Consider the following 17877-nt stretch of genomic DNA (forward strand, 5'->3'; position numbering starts at 1 on the left):
CTTCCTCATGCCTGCACCAGTGGACCGGGGTTCTTCAGGTAGCGCTCGCGGATCGCCCGCGCCGACCAGTAGGTCAGCGCCGCCACCAGCCCGGTGGGGTTGTAGCCCAGTCCCTGGGGGAAGGCCGAGGCACCGGGGACGAACACGTTGTGCACGTCCCAGCACTGCAGGTAGCGATTGAGCGCGCTGGTTTTCGGATCGGTGCCCATGATCGCGCCACCGTTGAGGTGGGTGGTCTGGTAGGTGGAGGCATCGAAGTGCTGGCCGAAGGCTTTCTTGCCCGCGCTGATCGCCTTGGGCCCCATGGCCTCGGCGATCTTGCCCATGCGCTCGACCATGAAGCGGTTCATCTTCACGTCGTTGTCCTTCCAGTCGAAGGTCATGCGCAGCAGGGGCAAGCCGTAGGCATCCTTGTACACCGGGTCCAGGTCGAGGTAGTTGTCGCGGTAGGACTGGTGCGCGCCATGGGCGTCCATCGACAGCATGTGCCGGTAGCTGTCGGCCACCGCGGCCTTCCAGCCACTGCCCCACTTCGGTGTGCCCGGCGGCACCTTGGTGCCGGAGATCGGCTTGGCGCCGGCCTGGTTGACCCAGAATGGCGAACCGCCGACGAAACCGTGTGGGCCATGGTCGAAGTTGTCGGCGTTGAAGTCGTCCACCGCCACGCCGTTGCCGCCAGCGCCGATGAAGGGATTGGTGTGGTGGCTGTCGCGGTCGAAGAACGCGGTCACGGTGGAGATGTTCTGGTAGGCGAAGTTGCGCCCCACCACCCCTTCGTTGCTCACCGGGTCGTAGGGTTTGCCGATGCCCGAGAGCAGCATCAGGCGCACGTTGTTGTACTGGAACGCGCTGAGGATCACCAGGTCGGCGGGTTGCTCCACCTCGCGCCCCTGGCTGTCGACGTAGGTCACGCCGGTGGCCAGGCGCTTGTCGCTGGTCAGGTTGACCCGCAGCACATGGGCGTTGTTGCGCAGCTCGAAGTTCGGCACCTGGCGCAGGGCCGGGAGGATGTTCACGTTGGGCGAGGCCTTGGAGTACATGTAGCAGGCATAGCCGCTGCAGTAGCCGCAGAAGTTGCACGGCCCCATCTGCGCGCCGTAGGGGTTGGTGTAGGGCCCTGAGGTGTTGGCCGACGGCAGGTTGTAGGGGTGGTAGCCGACCTCGCGGGCGGCCTTCTCGAACAGCTGGGCCGACACGGTGTTCTTCTGCGCCGCCAGCGGGAAGTCGCTGGAGCGGTCGGCGGCGAACGGGTTGCCACCCTTGTCGCGGCCCACCACCTGGCCCTTGATCGACCAGGCCGTGCCGGAGGTGCCGAACACCTTCTCGGCAAAGTCGAAGTACGGCTCCAGCTCTTCATAGCTGACGCCGAAGTCCTGGATGGTCATGCCTTCGGGAATGAACCGCTTGCCGTAGCGCTCCTCGTAATGGCTGCGCAGGCGCAGCTCCACCGGGTCAACGCGAAAATGCACGCCGGACCAGTGCAGCCCCGCTCCGCCCGTGCCGGTGCCAGGCAGGAAGGCGCCGAACTGGCGGTACGGCACGGCCACGTCGTTGACGCTGTGGCGCAGGGTCACGGTCTCGCGGGAGATGTCCATGAACAGCTTCTTGCGCGAGTTGTAGGTCAGCTCGTCCATGGTCTGCGGATAGACGCCGTCCGGGTAGGTGTCGCGGGCCGGGCCGCGCTCCAGGGCCAGCACCTGCAGGCCGGCCTCGGTCAGTTCCTTGGCCATGATCGCCCCGGCCCAGCCGAACCCGACGATGACCACATCAACTTTCTTCATCACTTGGCTCATGGCTCAACCTCGCTCGCCGCTGATGGACACTGACGGGAAGGGATAGCGCTCGTCGCGCTCCACCCAGTCCATGAAATCGGCGCGGGCGCCGGGGAATCCGACCAGCTTCCAGCCGGCCAGGCCCTGGTTGCCGCCGTGCAGGGGATCGCTGAAGAAGCCCTCGCGGGTGTTGAGCCAGAGCATGCCGAGGAAGGTGGTCGCCGGCACCGAGGCAAAGGCCGGCTTGCCGCCGTCCAGGGCCTCGAGCACCTGCTGCTGCTGTTCAAGGCCGAGCTGGGCGAACGCCTTGCCGAACTGTGCCTGGCACCAGGCGTCGGTTTCGGCGATGCCCAGCCGGTAGATCTCCTGGGGGCTGAGCTTGAGCTGGTAGCCCAGCTCGCTGGGCGCATCGGGGTGGAATGGCCCCTGCATGTACCACAGCCCGCCGCTGCCGTAGCGGGTGTTGAGCTGACGGTCGATGAACTCGGGTACGCCGGCATCGGCCGCACCGGGGCCGAGGGCGTCGGTGGGGATCAGCACGGCCACGGCGGCGCTGACGAAAGCCCACTCCTCCTGGGTGAAGAAGCTTGGCTGGTAGGCCCTTGCCGGGGCTGCTCGGGCCGGCTCGGCGGGTGCCGGGGTGGCGCTGTCGGCGAGCACTGCGCCGCCCAGTCCCGTGCTGGCGAGGGTCGCCACCGGGATCAGGGTCAGGGATTGGCGCAGGAACGCCCGGCGCGCCGGTTGCACGGAGGCGGGTTGGTCCTTGGACATGAGGATGTCTCTCTGTTGATCAGGTCATACGGAAATCGTCGCCCTTTTCACCGATGAAGATCCCGGGGCCACAGACCGAGACAGCGCTGTCTCGGTGGAGCGGCCTTGTTTTGCCGAAGGGTCGCGGCGCGACCCTGGGATATCGAAACGGGCAAGGGCTGTTGTTATGGCAAGCACGGGGCGAGCGCAGTGCTCGCCCCGCTCATGGGTTTCGCCGCGACCAGGCAAGCGGGTTGACCAGGTTCTGCGGTCGCTCGCCGGCCAGGGCCGCCAGCAGGTTGTCCACTGCGCAACGGGCCATGGCCTCGCGGGTTTCCTCGGTGGCCGAGCCGATGTGCGGCGTCACCACCAGGTTGTCCAGTTGCAGCAACGGCGAATCGGCGGGCAACGGCTCGCGCACGAACACGTCCAGGCCGGCGCCGCGAATGCGCCGCTCGGCCAGGGCCTGGAACAACGCAGCCTCGTCCAGCACCCGGCCACGGGAAATGTTCACCAGGATCGCCGACGGCTTCATCAGTGCCAGCTGTGGCGCGCCGATCAGGTTCTCGGTCGCGGCGGTCAACGGCAGGCACAGGCAGACGAAATCGGACTCGGCCAGCAAGGCCTCCAGGCTGCGATGCGCGGCAGCGAACCGCGCTTCCACCTCAGGCCGCGGCTGGCGGGTGTGGTACAGCACGCGCATGCCGAAGCCTGCATGGGCACGGCGGGCCAGGGCTTCGCCGATGCGTCCCATGCCGATGATGCCCAGGGTCTTGCCCTGCACGTCGCAACCGAACTCCGCCGGCCCGATACCTGCCTGCCAGTGGCCGGCGCGGATCCAGCCGTCGAGCTCGACGACCCGCCGGGCACAGGCGAGGATCAGGGCAAAGCCGGTGTCGGCGGTGGTTTCGGTGAGCACATCAGGGGTGTTGGTCAGCAGCACGCCGCGCTGGTCGAAGGCGTCGATATCGTAGTTGTCGACGCCGACCGAGACGCTGGAGACCACTTCCAGCTGCGGCGCCAGATCGAGCAAGGGGGCGTCCAGGCGCAGGCTGGCGCCGAGCAGCCCGTGGGCGCCCGGCAGCGCCGCACGCAGCCGAGCGAGGCCGTCGGCACTAGGTGATTCGACCAAGGTCACCTCGGCGTGTGCCTGCAGGCGGGCCATGAGCGCGTCGGAGAGACGTTTGTAGAGGACGATGCGTTTCTTCATTGCACGGTACCTATCGGCTGGGCGCCAGGCTTTGCCGGCGAGTCTGTTGCAAGGGATTGAGAACGGCGGTCAGGGCCACGGCCAGCAGCAGCGCCACGCACATGAACAGGTAGGAGGCGCCGGGGCCGCCGGTGGCGCCATTGAGGTAACCCACCAGCCACGAGCCGGAAAACGAGCCCAGCGCGCCCATGCTGTTGATCAGCGCCATGGCGCCCCCGGCGACGTTGGCCGGCAGCAGCTCGGGGACGATGGCGAAGAACGGCCCGTACGGCGCGTACATGCAGGCCCCGGCGATCACCAGCAAGGCGTAGGACCACCAGAAATGCTCGGTGCCCAGGCTGTACGAGCCGTAGAACGCCAGGGCGGCGATCAGCAGCGGCGGCCAGACGAAACGCTTGCGCTTCTGCAGGCGGTCCGAGGCCCAGGACACGCCGAGCATGGCCACCACCGCCCCCAGGTACGGCACCGCCGACAGCCAGCCGGCGGTGACGATGTCCAGCGCCGCCGCCTGCTTGAGGATCGACGGCAGCCAGAGCACGAAGCCGTACACGCCGATGCTCCAGCAGAAGTACTGCAGCGACAGGATCAGCACCGTGGGCGAACGGAACGCCTCGCGGTAGTTCTTCACCGGCTTGATGCCCTGCTGCTCGGCGTCCAGCGCCTGGCGCAGCGCCTCCTTTTCGCGGGCGTCCAGCCACTTGGCCTGCTCCGGACGGTCATCCACCAGGCGCCACCAGATGAAGGCCCAGAGAATCGCCGGCGCGCCTTCGATGATGAACATCCAGCGCCAGTCGAACTGCTGCACCAGGTAGCCCGAAACCACCGACATCCACAGGATGGTCACCGGATTGCCGAGGATCAGGAAGGTGTTGGCCCGTGAGCGCTCGGCGCGGGTGAACCAGTGGCAGAGGTAGATGAGCATGGCCGGCATCACCGCCGCCTCCACCACGCCCAGCAGGAAGCGGATGACGATCAGCAGGTAGACGTCGTGCACCACGCCGGTCAGGGTCGCCAGGCCGCCCCAGAGGATCAGGCTGGCGAAGATCAGTTTCTTCACGCTGCGCTTCTGCGCGTAGAGGGCGCCTGGTACCTGGAAGAAGAAGTAGCCGAGAAAGAACAGCGCGCCGAGCAGCGATGACAGCGCCGGGGTGATCTTCAGGTCGTCGGCCATGCCCGAGGCCGCGGCGAAACCATAGTTGGCCCGGTCGAGGTAGGCCAGGCTGTAGGTGATGAAGACGATGGGCATGATGTACCACCAGCGTCTGGGAGCGAGTCGATCAAGCTGCATGGGGATTCTCCTGGTCTTGTTGTTCTTGTCACATCAGGTGCCGGACGCTCCGGCGATTCAGCGTGGTTGGATCGAAGCGTGTTCGTGCAGGTCCAGTTCGTGGCGTTGCGGCAAGCCTTCCATGTCGCCCCGGCTCTGTACCGCGCGACTGCCGCACCAGTTGCCCCGGGCCACGGCCCGGCGCAGCGGCAGGCCCTCGAGCAAGGCGCTGATCACGCCGACGGCGAAGGCATCGCCCGCGCCCACGGTGTCGACCACCCGGGCCACCGGAACACCCGGGACTACCCCGTGTTCACCCTTGGCATCGCGCCAGTAGGCGCCTTCGGCGCCAAGCTTGATGGCCACGTATTGCACACCCTGCTCCAGGTAGAACTCAGCGATGGCCTGCGGCGACTGGCGACCGCTCAGCAGGCGCCCCTCCTCAAGCCCGGGCAGGACCCAGTCGGCCTTGAACGCCAGGGCGTTGATCTCGCGCACCATGGTCGGGCGGTCCGGCCACAGCGAGGGGCGCAGGTTGGGGTCGAAGGAAATGCTGCGACCATGGGCGCGCATGTCGTCCAGCAACTGGTGGCAGAGCGCGCGGCAGCTGGCCGACAAGGCCGGCGGAATGCCGGTGGCGTGCAGGTGCCGGGCCTCCAGCAACGCGGGCTGCATCTGGGCAGGCGACAACCGGCTGGCCGCCGAGCCACGGCGGAAATACTCGACTTGCGGATCGCGGCCGTCATCGCAGCGCTCCTTGAGCTGGAACCCGGTGGGGTACTCGTCATCGATCTCGACGCTGGAACAGTCCAGCCCTTCCTGGCGCAGGGTGTCGAGCACGAAGGCGCCGAGCGAGTCGTTGCCGACCCGGCTCAGCCAGCGCACCGCCAGGCCCAGGCGCGCCAGGCCGATGGCCACGTTGCTGTCGGCACCGGCGATGCGCTTGCCGAAACCCTCGACCCGGGCCAGCTCGCCCGGCTGCGCGGCCACGAACATGGCCATGGTTTCACCGAAACACAGGACGTCGCGCTCAGCCATGGCACACCTGCCCTTCCAGCTGCGCCAGTTGCGCGACCTGCCGCGCGGTCAGCGCCAGCAGGTCGTCCCCGGCCAAGGGGTACTCGATGGCCCGCGGCAGGTCCGGGGCAAAATGCGTCATCAGTTCGCGCCACTGGGCCAGGTCGAGCGCCTGGGGCACGACGGCGACCATGCGTCCGTCGGCACGCCGCGCCACGGCCTTGCAGTGCACGTAGCGCACCCAGCGGCCCAGCAGTTGTGCCGCCAGCAGCGGCGACTCGTCATGCCAGTACCAGTTGCCGATATCGAAGGTCATGCCCGGTGCCACGCCCTGCTCCTGCGCCTCGCGGAAGAATCGTTCCAGGACCTGCAGCCGTCCGCCGTAAGGCGTCTGGTCGTTTTCCACATACAGCGCTGCCTTGTGCCCCAACAACGGCGCCAGGGCCTGCAAGTCACAGCCTGGCTGGTAATGCCCCAGCGACACCTTCAGCGCCACAGCGCCGATTTCACTTGCCAGTTGCAGGCGCTGGGCGATGGCCGGCTCCAGGCTGCCATCCTCGCGCCACAGCTCCAGTGGCGTGGAGTAAAGGCTCTGCAGGCCATGCTCGGCGGCCAGGTTGGCCAGCGTGGCGGCAGCGGGCGTGGCGTCGAACAGTTCCTCACGCCATTCCACCCGCCGCGCACCCGCGGCGGCCAGCAACGGCAGGTAGCTGGCCTGACCCAGGCGCCGCACGGCATCGGCACCGAAACTCGACAAGCTGATGGAGACAATGGGCGTTTGCATGTGTGTGGTCCTTGTTCTTGTAGATGAAACCGGTTTCATTTTTTGCCAGCAGCAACGGCGTCAAGGACGCCGTCATGCTTGTGATCGGGTGGAGCCTCGCGGAATCAGTTCGGCTTGCAAATCCAGGCGCCGCGCCGGCGAACCGCTGCCTTGCAGGCGCTCAAGCAGGCACTGGAACGCTGCGGCACCGATTTGCCCGGTGGGCTGGGCCAGGGCAGTGATGCCGCTGCCCACCAGCGGGTACCAGTCCAGCTCGTCGAGCGCCAGCAGGCCCACGTCCTGGAACAACGCCCCGCCACGGGCGTGCAGCACGCGGACCACCTCCAGGGTGGCAACGCCGTTGCAGGTGAACAAGGCCTGCGGGCCGTGCCCTGCCCCGGCGATGAAGCTGCCCAGTTGCTCCGGCAGGTCCGCGCCCACCTCCAGCACCTGCCCACGCAGGCCAGGGCGCCGGGCAATGGAGGCCAGGAAGGCGTCAACCCGCTCCTGGCGGGAGCTGGTGCCGTCGAGCGGCTCGGTCACGGCGAGGATGTCGCGATAACCGCAACGCTGCAGGTGATCGAGGGCCTGTTCGACGGCATCGGTGTTGTCCAGCCCCACCAGGTCGACCGCCAGGCCGGCCAGTTGCCGGTCGACCAGCACCATCGGCAGGTCGCGGGCCAGCCTGGCCAGCTCGTCGGCGCGGTGGCCGAGGGTGTTCACGATCAGGCCGTCGACGTTGTACGACTGCAGGGCTTGCAGATGGCTGCGTTCCTGGTCGTCGTCGTAGTCGGTGTTGCACACCACCAGGCTGTAGCCGTGCTGGCGGCAGGCAGTCTCGACGCCGTGCATCACCGCCACCGAGTAGGGGTTGCGGATATCCGCCAGGAGCATGCCGATCAACCCGGTGCGGCCGCGCTTGAGGGCGCTGGCCATGCGGTTGGGGCGGTAGCCGAGGCGTTCGACGACGGCCTCGATGCGTTGCGCGGTGGCTTCGGCGAGCAGTTGCCGGTCTTCGCCCATATAGCGCGAGACCGTGGCCTTGGACACGCCGGCGGCCTTGGCGACCTCGCTGATGGTGACCCGACCGCGGACGGATGTTGGCTCTTTGTTCACCCTGTTTCCTTCTTGTTTGCGCTTTTGCAGGGTTGATGAAAACGGTTTCAATGAAATCAGGGATGGGGGGTGGCGTCAAGTGACGGGCTTTCTGCCAAAGCGGGTGGATTCAGTGCCAATCGCTTGTCCTGGCGCTGTACATGGGGGGCTTCGGGGTTATGGTGGTTTTACGGAGTTCGTTCGCCCTGCCTTGGAGATGGCCATGACCACACTGTTCAGGATCAGTCTGATTTTGCTACTTGCCGGTATGGGGATGGGGGATATCTTGGTGGCCAGTGTGGGGTTGGTGGGGTTGTGTGGGGGGGCTGTGGTGCTCAGTGTTCGGCAGGATGATGGTGAGGTACGGGGGGGTGGGGAGTCGGAGTTTATTGCCTGAGGGTTCTGGTTGTGGCTCTGGTTCGTTGGTGATTGTTTTGGTTTTTGTATGCGCATTCGTAGAAGATATCGACACTTAGTCACCTTTCCGCCCTTACGGCGGGTTACTTTGGTCTTGGCCAAAGTAACCAAAGCCGCCCCGCTCCGTTCATCCGGCCCCTGCGCTTCGCTCCGGGGTTCCCTCGCTCCGTTCTTGCTCCCGGGAGGACCGCGCTGAACGCCCCATCCTGGGGCGCAGCGCTTGACGGCCATCCATGGCCGTCACCTCCCTCCGCAAGAACTCCGCTCGGCCTCCTGAAGTCGCAATTGGTGTTGCCTGAGCTATCGCGCGCTTAGAAGCAAGAACAAGAGCAAGAGCAAGAGCAAGAGATGCGAAGTTAGTTGTTTGACAGTTAGTTATGTATTGATTCTTCCGGCCCTTTCGCGGGGCAAGCCCGCTCCTACAGAGTTTATATAACGGCGACTATTGCATGGGAGCGGGCTTGCCCCGCGATGCGATCGAGAGATTAATTAAACTTTCAACTAGCGACAGCTGCGCCAGCCTAGGCGCCGCTCGTAACTTCGCGACTTCAGGAGGCCGAACGGAGGTCTTGCGGAGGGAGGTGACGGGCATGGATGCCCGTCAAGCGCTGGGGCCCAGGATGGGCCCTGCAGCGCGGTCCTCCCGGGAGCAAGACCGGAGTGAGGGAACCCGGAGCGAAGCGTAGGGCCGGATGAATGGAGCGCCACGGCTTTGGTTACTTTGGCCACGACCAAAGTAACCCGCCGTAAGGGCGGAAAGGTGAATAAGCGTCGACATCGCAAATGAATGCACATACAACTTTCAAAACCAGCTAACAATAAAAACAACAATAGCTTTAAAAGTTCTAGCCACTCAGACGCCATCGCAAGACAGAAGTACTAGATACACAAGAATAACGGGTAGAACCCAACGCCCCACCCATTCCTCATCACCCATCAACCTCAAGCCTTGCCAGCCAACCGCCCGACCAAACCATCGACAAACGCCACGGCATTGATAACCCCTTCATGCCCATCAGCGATCACCGTAGAACTGGCCAACCCGTTGACCGAAGCCTGCGCCAGCAACCCCGCCTCCCCCATCCGCACCCGCTCCAGGCTACGACTCTCGCTGGCCCACCAGCAATCCACCCGGACCGCCAGCGGCCGCAGGCAAAACGCCTGGCTCAGTTCGACGTTGCGATCAAGGACAGCGAAGCCATCGACGATCTCCCGCTGCAGATGCACATCCTCGTGAATGGCCCGCAGCCGCTCGGCACTGACGCCACCCGCAACGGCCACCTGCTCGATGACCCACTCGGTCCGGTCGACTTCGGCCGGCAGACGCCCGGCCTCGTCGATGAAGCCAACAATCCGGGCTTCACCCACACCCGGAGCGAAGGCCAGCAGCCCCCGCAGCAGGCTCTCGTCCGCCCGCGCCACCTGCACCACCTCGACGGGCTCGGCCTCAAGGCCTGACACATCCTTCGGCAGCAGGGTATCGACCAGGCCGACGAAGCCCACTTCCTGGCCTGCCTGCTCCAGGGCGTGAGCCACCTCCAGCGCCAGGGCGCCACCCAGGGACCAGCCCAGCAGATGATAAGGGCCGCTGGCCTGGGTACGACGAATCTGCTCGACGTAGTAGCCGACCATCGCCTCCCAGGACTCGTCCACCCAGCCCGGCTCGGCGTAGCACTTGTTGACCAGGCCATACACCGGACGCTCGTCGGCCAGACGGCTGGCCAGCGGGTAGTAGGCATAGGCACCGCCACCGCCCGGCGGCAGGCAGAACAGCGCCGGACGCTGGATTTGGCAACCATTGAGGTTGATCACCGACGATTTCAGGCGATCCTTGCCGCCACCGATGAAATTCGCCAGTTCCTCGAAGCTCGCCATCAGCATGAACTCATGCAGGCTGATGTTGGTGGCGAAGGCTTCGCGCACCCGGTTTACCAAGGTAATCACCAGTAGCGAGTGACCGCCCAGTTCGAAGAAGTTGTCGTGCAGACCGACCTGCTCGACTTTCAGCACTTCACTCCAGATCGCGGCCAGTTGTTGCTCCAGGTCCGTGCGTGGCGCCACGTAGCCTTGTTGCAGTTGGCTGGCATCGGGCTTCGGCAGGGCCTTGCGGTCCAGCTTGCCGTTAGCCGTCAGCGGCCATTGTTCCAGCACCAGGAAGTGGGTCGGGACCATGTAGTCTGGCAGGTTGGCTTTCAGGTGCTGTTTCAGCGTGTCGCGCAGAACTGCATGATCGGCGGATGGGTCTTGAGCGATCAGGTAAGCGGCCAGCTGCTTGCCCCCTGCCCCGTCGATATCCAGCACCAGCACTTCGCGCACCGACGCATGCTCTTGCAGACGTGCCTCGATCTCACCCAGTTCGATACGGAAGCCACGGATCTTCACCTGATGGTCGATCCGCCCTACGTACTCGATCACCTCCTGGCCGCGATAGCGCGCCAAATCGCCGGTCCGGTACAGGCGTCCGCCTTCGCTGGAAAACGGATCCGGCACGAAGCGTTCGGCGGTCAGCGAGGCACGGTTGTGATAGCCACGCGCCAAGCCGGCGTGGCCAACGTGCAGTTCACCCGTGCAGCCCTTGGCCACCGGATTGAAATCGGCATCCAGCACGTACATCGACAGGTCCGGGATCGCCGCACCGATCGGGCTGCCCGGCTGTTGCGTATCGGCAAAGCGGATCGGCCGGTAGGTCACGTGAACCGTGGTCTCGGTGATGCCGTACATGTTGATCAGGTTGTCGCAGTCCTCGCCGAAGCGCTCGAACCACGGTTGCAGTGCAGCAACGTCCAAGGCTTCGCCACCGAAGATCACGTAGCGCAGCGCCAGATCGGCAGTGCTGTCACAGGCCACCCGCATCAGCGGCTTGAATGCCGATGGGGTCTGGTTCAGTACGGTCACGCCCTGCTCCACCAGCAGTTGGTGGAAGTCTTCCGGCGAGCGCGTGGTTTCACGCGGCACGATCACCAGGCGACCGCCGTGCAGCAGCGCACCGAAGATCTCCCACACCGAGAAGTCGAACGCGTACGAGTGGAACAGCGTCCACACATCCTGCGGACCAAAGCCGAACCACGCATCGGTGGCCTTGAACAGGCGCAGCAGGTTGTGGTGCGGCAGCAGCGTACCTTTCGGCTTGCCGGTGGAGCCCGAGGTGTAGATCACGTAGGCCAGGTTGTTCGGCTGAGTAACATGCTCGGGGTTTTCCTCGCTGTAGCCGGCCAGGTCATCTTCCAGCTTCAGGCTGCGAACCTGCGCCGGTACAGGCAGATCGGCCAACAGATGACCTTGCGTCAGCAGCAAGGCGATGCCGCTGTCTTCCATCATGTAGCTCAGGCGATCCTGCGGGTATTCCGGATCCAGTGGCACATAGGCGCCCCCGGCCTTGAGAATCGCCAGCAGGCCAACGATCATCTCGAACCCGCGCTCCACCGCGATGCCCACCAGCACATCCGGCCCCACGCCCTGCTCACGCAGCTTGTGCGCCAGGCGGTTGGCGCGGCGATTGAGCTGGTCGTAGCTCAGCGCCTGCCCGGCGAAGGTCACGGCGATCGCCTCAGGCGTACGCGCCGCCTGCGCTTCGATCAGCTCATGGGCACAAGCTTCGCTCGGGAAACTGGCAATGTCCTGCTCCGCCGCCACGCTCAAGACCAAGTCACCCAGCGCCTGTTGCGGCGAGTCCGCCAATCCTTCCAGCAGCTCGACGAAGTGCGCCGCCAACTGTTCGACGGCCGATTCGGCATAACTGGCGCGATCAAACTTGAAGCTGGCAAGCAGCTTGTCACCCACCTGTGCCACCAGGGTCAGCGGATAGTTGGTCTGCTCCTGGCTGACCACTTCGCCAAACGCCAGCTCCTGGGGCGCACCGGCTTGAAGCGCCTCGGACACCGGATAGTTCTCGAACACCAGGATATTGTCGAACAGCGCCTCGCCGCTCCAGCCGGCCCAGCGCTGGATCTCGTACAGCGGCGTGTGCTCGTGCTCGCGCAAGGCCAGGTTCAGCGCCTGGACCTGCTGCACCCAGTCGCCCACGGTCTGTTCCGGACGCGGGCTGGCGATCACCGGCAGGGTGTTGATGAACAGCCCCAGTTGCTCCTCGACGCCCGGCAATTCGGCCGGGCGGCCAGCCACAGTGGCGCCGAAGGTCACGCTGGCCTGGCCGGTGTAGCGCTGCAACAGCAGCAGCCAGGCCGCCTGGACCAGGGTGTTGAGGGTGACCCGCTGTTCCCGGGCAAACTCGCCCAGGCGCTGGGTGCGTTGCGGGTCGAGCAGCACCGGGTATTCACCTTGTCCCTGCCCATCAGCTTCGGAGCGGAACGCCTGGGCCAGCCGGGTGGGTTCGTTCAAGCCGGCGGTGCGCTCGCGCCAGAAGCGCTCGCTGGCAGCCTGGTCCTGACGTTGCAGCCACTGGATATAGTCGCGGTAACGGCTGGTCTTGCCCGCCGGCACGACACCGGCGTAACGCTGCAGCACCTCGCCGAACAGCCGCGAGCTGCTCCAGCCATCCAGCAGGATATGGTGGTTGGTCAACACCAGTTGGTGGTGCTGCTCGCCGGTACGGATCACCGCCAGGCGCAGCAGCGGGCCGCAGGCAAGGTCGAAGCCGGCGCGCAGGTCGGCCTCGGCCCAGGTGAGCAACGCGCTCGGCAGGTTGGCCTGGTCGCGCCAGTCCAGCTCCACCAGCGGCAGGCGCGCCTCGCGCAGGACCACTTGCAGCGACTGGTCGTAGCCGCTGACAAAGCTGCTGCGTAGCACCTCGTGGCTGTCCAGGGTGGCCTGCCAGGCCGCGACGAAGCGTGGCACATCCAGGCCCTGCACCTCGACCCGCAGCTGGTTGATGTAGTTGCCCGCCGCCTGCTCGTAGAGGCTGTGGAACAGCATGCCCTGCTGCATCGGCGACAACGGGTAGATGTCCTCGATATCGCCCGCCGCCACCGGCAACGCCGCCAGCTGGCGCTGGTCAAGGCGGGCCAGCGGGAAGTCCGACGGCGTCACGCCCGCCACACCCGGGGTGGTGCAGTGGGCGATCAGCTGGCGCAGTTCCTCGGCGTACTCGTCGGCCAGGCGCTGGATCTGCCCACGCTCGAACACGGCGCTGCTGAAGCTCCAGTCCAGGGCCAGTTCACCGGCATAGACCTGGCCATCGATGCTCAGCAGGCTGCCCAGCGGCGCCTCCTGGCTCTGCCCCTGCCCCGCGCCTTCCGGTGCCGGGACGAACAGGCCCTGCTCGCTGTCGAAGCTGCCGTCGAACTGCCCCAGGTAGTTGAACACGATACTGCCCTGGGCCAGGGCGCCGAGGGCCTGGCGGGCCTGCTCGTCACCCAGGTAGCGCAGCACGCCGTAACCGATGCCCTTGGCCGGCACGGCGCGCAGCTGTTCCTTGACCGCCATGATCGACGCGCCCAGGTCGCTCGTCGGGGTCAATTTCAACGGATACAGGCTGCTGAACCAACCCACCGTGCGGGTGATGTCGAGGTCGTCGAACAGGTCTTCACGGCCATGGCCTTCCAGGCGGATCAGCGCATGCGCCTCGCCGGTCCAGCGGCGGATGACCCGGGCCAGCGCCGTCAGCAGCAGGTCGTTGACCTGGGTGCGGTAGGCGGCTGGCGCCTCCTGCAACAGTTGCCGGGTCAGCTCGGCGTCCAGCTGGGTGCGCACCGAGATCTCATGCTTGCGCTGCTGGCCGCCCTGGGGGTTCGCTCCGGGGAGGACGTCGCTGACACCCTGCAACTGCGCCTGCCAGTAGGCCAGCTCGGCCACCAGCGCGGGGCTGCGGGCATGCTCGCGCAGGTGCTCGGCCCAGGCCTTGAGCGAGCTGCTCTTGGCCGGCAGCACCGGCGTCTTGCCGGCCGCCAGGGCCTGGCAGGCCGCCTGCAGGTCTTCGAGCAGGACGCGCCAGGACACGCCGTCGACCACCAGGTGGTGGATCACCACCAGCAGGCGCTGCTGGCCTTCGGGCAGGTCGATCAGCACCACCCGCAGCAGCGGGCCATGCTTCAGGTCCAGGCTGCGCTGGGCTTCATCGGCCAGTTCCGGCAGGCGCGCGGCATCGTCCAGCTGATGCACCCACAGCAACTGCTGCGCATCGACCGGCGCGAACTGCCCCTGCCACTGCCCCTGCTCTTCGCTGAAACGCAGGCGCAGGGCGTCGTGCTGTGCCACCAGCAGCTTGAGCGCCGCCTGCAGCAACGCCACCGTCAACGGCTGGCGCGGGCTCAGCAGCACCGCCTGGTTCCAGTGGTGACGCTGGGGAATCGCGGTGTCGAAGAAACGCGCCTGGATCGGCAGCAACGGCAGACTGCCGCTGACCTGCTCGACCACCTCGGCTGCCGGTTTCTTCTCGATCAGCTTGGCCACCGCCGCCAGTTGGCCGATGGTCTGTTTCTCGAACAGTTGCTTGGGGCTCAGCTTGATGCCCTGGCGCTTGGCCCGGGCGATGATCTGCAGGCTGAGGATCGAATCGCCACCCAGCTCGAAGAAGTTGTCGGTGCTGCCCACTTGCTCGCGCTTGAGCACGTCGCACCAGATCGCGGCAAGTTTCTCCTCGATTTCGCCCACCGGCGCGGTGTAGCGCTGCCTGGCCACACCCGGCTTGGGCAGCGCCTTTTTGTCCAGCTTGCCGTTGGCGGTCAGCGGCAGGCGCTCGAGCAACAGCACCTGCGCCGGCACCAGGTACTCCGGCAGGCGCGCCTGCAAAGCCTGGCGCAGCGCCTCGGCCTGCAGTTCGACGCCCGCCGCCGGCACGGCCCAGGCCACCAGTTGCAGGCGCGTCGGATCGCTGTCCAGGGGCAGCGCCAGTACCACGGCCTCGCCGACGCCGGGCAGGCCTTGCAGCACCTGGCCGACCTCGCCCGGCTCGACCCGGTAGCCGCGGATCTTCACCTGGTCGTCGCCACGACCCAGGTATTCCAGTACGCCCTGATCGAGGCGTGCGCGGTCACCAGCACGGTACAGCCGCTCGCCGTCTTGGCCAAAGGGGTCGGGGACAAAACGCTCGGCGGTCAGGCCCGGCTGGCCGACATAGCCCTGGGCCAGGCCCTGGCCACCCAGGTACAGCTCGCCGGCCACCCGCTCGGGCAGCGGGTTGAGGTAGGCATCCAGCACCCGCGCCTGGCCGTTGTCCAGCGGTCGCCCCACCGGCACGCTGCGCCAGCCGGGCAGGCGCTCGCCGACTTCGTGGGTGAGGATGCCCACGGTGGTCTCGGTCGGGCCATAGTGGTTGATGATCCGGCAGCCGGGCTTCAGACGCCGGACCTGCTCGATCAGGGCCCAGGAGCTGGCCTCGCCGCCAAGGATCAGCAGTTGCTCGGGCAACACCCGCTCAGGCTGCGCGGCCTGCAGCAGGCCTTGCAGGTGGCTGGGCACGATCTTCAGCACATCGACCCGGTGCTCGGCCATGTAGCTGGCAAAGCCGTCCGGGTCGAAGCCCTGGTCATGGCCCAACAGATGCAGCAGCCGGCCCGAGGCCAGCGCGCCGAACAGCACGGTGTGGCCCAGGTCCGCGGCCACGGTGGAGACCATCGCCAGGCTGGCGCCGGGTTGCAGGTCGAGGCGTTGCAGCACGCCCTGCAGGTAGTTGGCCAGTGCACCGTGGCTGATCACCACGCCCTTGGGCTGCCCGGTGGAACCCGAGGTGTAGATGATGTAGGCCGCTTGCTGCGGTTCAATGTGTACCGCCGGCGGCTGGTCGCTGCAGTCAGCGTGCTGCGCCGCGTCAAAGGCCAGCGTCGGGCATGCGCCCAGCCCCGCCGCCTGGGCATCGCCCAAGGCATGCACCAGCAGCCGCGCGCCACTGGCCTGCAGCAGTTGCTGCAGGCGTTCGGCGGGCTGGCGGCTGTCCAGCGGCAAGTACACCGCGCCCAGCTTGAGCACGGCCAGCAGGCTGGTCACCCACTCGATGGAGCGCTCCTGGCACAGCGCCACGGTCATGCCTGGGGCGATACCCTGCGCCTTGAGGTAATTGGCGAAGCGGTTGGCCTGCTGCTCCAGCTCCGTGTAGCTGACCGTACGCTCACCCGCGCGCAGTGCCGGCTGCCCGGCACCGGCCTGCAGACCTTGGCGCCACAGGGCGAGGAAGTCCGGCTGCGACCAGTCCCGCAAGTTGGCCTCGACCTGCGCGGCCTGGGTATCGGGATGCTCGAACAGCGCCGCCTCAGGATGCTCAACGAGGGTACGCAGCACCGCCTGGAACGAAGCAGCGATGCGTTCGATGGTCGCGGCTTCGAACAGGTCGGTGCTGTAGGTGAAGTAGCCCTGCAGGCCGTCGGGGGTTTCGGAGAAGTCGAAGGCCAGGTCGAAGCGGGCATCGCGGCCTTCGACCGAAAAACCGCTGACGCTCAGGCCGCCCAGTGTTTGCCGGGCCTGGGCGGTGGCCTCGCTGTCGGCCAGGTTCTGGTTGATCTTCACCTGGAACAACGGGTTGTGTCCCAAATTACGCTCTGGCGCCAGGGCGTCCACCAGGTGCTCGAACGGCAGTTCCTGGTGCGACTGCGCACCACTGACAACCTGCTTCACCTGCTCCAGCAGGGCCGCGCCGCTCTGGCGCTCGTCCACCTGCACCCGCAGCACCTGGGTGTTGATGAAGAAGCCGATCAGGCCTTCGACTTCCTTGCGGTTGCGCCCGGCGTTGGGCGCGCCGATGCGGATGTCGGCCTGGCCGCTGTAGCGCGCCAGGGTCACGGCCAGGGCCGCGAGGGTCAGCATGAACACGGTCTGCCCCTGGCTGCGCGCCTGGGCCTTGAGCTTGGCCGACAGCGCCGCCGGCACATCGCTGCGCAGGGTCGCGCCGCGGTAGCTGGGCTGCGCCGGGCGCTCATGATCCAACGGCAGCTCCAGCACCGGGTGTTCGTCACCCAATTGCTGCTTCCAGTACTGCAGTTGGCGCTCGCCCTCGCCGGCCTCGAGCCAGGCGCGTTGCCAGATCGCATAGTCGGCGTATTGCACCTCGAGCGGCGGCAGGTCGGCAGCGCGCCCCTGGGACAGCGCTTCGTACAGGTGCACGAACTCCTGCACCATCAGCTCGCCCGACCAGCCGTCGGAGACGATATGGTGCATGCACACCGTCAGCACGTGTTCGGTAGGCGCCAGGCGCAGCAAGCGGACCCGCAGCAGCGGCCCTTCGAGCAGGTCGAAGGGGGCATCCAGTGCCTCGCGTACCGCGCCGCGCAGGCACTGTTCGAGATCCTCGCCCGGACCGGCCTGCACCTCACGCACTTCCAGGCTCACGCCCGACTGCTCAAGGACCTGCTGGTGGAACTCCCCGTCTTCGGAGACGAAACGCGTGCGCAGGCTTTCGTGACGCCGCACCAGCGCATCCAGGGCCTCGGCCAGGGCCTGCTGGTTCAGCGAGCCGCTCAGGCGCACCGCCATTGGCACGTTGTAGAAACTGCTCTGCGGCTCCAACTGCCAGAGGAACAGCATACGCTGCTGGGCGTAGGACAGCGGGATACGCGGGCTGTCGTGGCGGGTGACGGCGATCGGCAGCAGGCGGAAGCTCTGCCCGGTCTCGCGCATCTTGTCGAGGATCTGCCGACGCTGCTCCAGGGCAAGGCCGACAAAGCGCTTGGCGATACGTTCTGCTGTGCTCTTGTCCATC

8 protein-coding genes are annotated in these 17877 nt (G+C 66.4%); all 8 read right to left on the reverse strand.

Annotated elements, in window-relative coordinates:
* Positions 1-5 precede the first annotated feature (5 nt).
* A complete protein-coding gene (locus HU735_RS04115; RefSeq protein ID WP_186712524.1) occupies positions 6-1793 on the reverse strand; it encodes a GMC family oxidoreductase in 1788 nt (595 codons plus the stop codon).
* Between the two features lie 3 nt (positions 1794-1796).
* On the reverse strand, positions 1797-2543 hold the full coding sequence (locus tag HU735_RS04120) for a gluconate 2-dehydrogenase subunit 3 family protein (RefSeq protein ID WP_186712525.1): 747 nt from the start codon (positions 2541-2543) through the stop codon (positions 1797-1799).
* A 202-nt stretch (positions 2544-2745) separates the two neighbouring features.
* Positions 2746-3732, reverse strand: a complete 987-nt coding sequence (locus HU735_RS04125; RefSeq protein ID WP_186712526.1) for a D-glycerate dehydrogenase — start codon at positions 3730-3732, stop codon at positions 2746-2748.
* Positions 3733-3742: 10 nt separating this feature from the next.
* A complete protein-coding gene (locus HU735_RS04130; RefSeq protein WP_186712527.1) occupies positions 3743-5020 on the reverse strand; it encodes an MFS transporter in 1278 nt (425 codons plus the stop codon).
* A gap of 57 nt (positions 5021-5077) precedes the next feature.
* Positions 5078-6037, reverse strand: a complete 960-nt coding sequence (locus tag HU735_RS04135; RefSeq protein WP_186712528.1) for a sugar kinase — start codon at positions 6035-6037, stop codon at positions 5078-5080.
* Entirely contained in the window at positions 6030-6800 is a 771-nt protein-coding gene (locus HU735_RS04140; protein WP_186712529.1) for an AP endonuclease, read from the reverse strand. Before HU735_RS04140 ends, HU735_RS04135 begins: the two co-directional genes overlap by 8 nt.
* A 72-nt stretch (positions 6801-6872) precedes the next feature.
* Positions 6873-7895, reverse strand: a complete 1023-nt coding sequence (locus tag HU735_RS04145; protein WP_186712530.1) for a substrate-binding domain-containing protein — start codon at positions 7893-7895, stop codon at positions 6873-6875.
* A gap of 1338 nt (positions 7896-9233) precedes the next feature.
* Positions 9234-17876, reverse strand: coding sequence for a non-ribosomal peptide synthetase (locus HU735_RS04150; RefSeq protein ID WP_186712531.1), 8643 nt, complete (start codon positions 17874-17876; stop codon positions 9234-9236).
* Between the last annotated feature and the right edge of the window lies 1 nt (position 17877).

This window comes from Pseudomonas sp. BW16M2, from assembly GCF_014268865.1.
GTDB lineage: Bacteria > Pseudomonadota > Gammaproteobacteria > Pseudomonadales > Pseudomonadaceae > Aquipseudomonas > Aquipseudomonas peradeniyensis.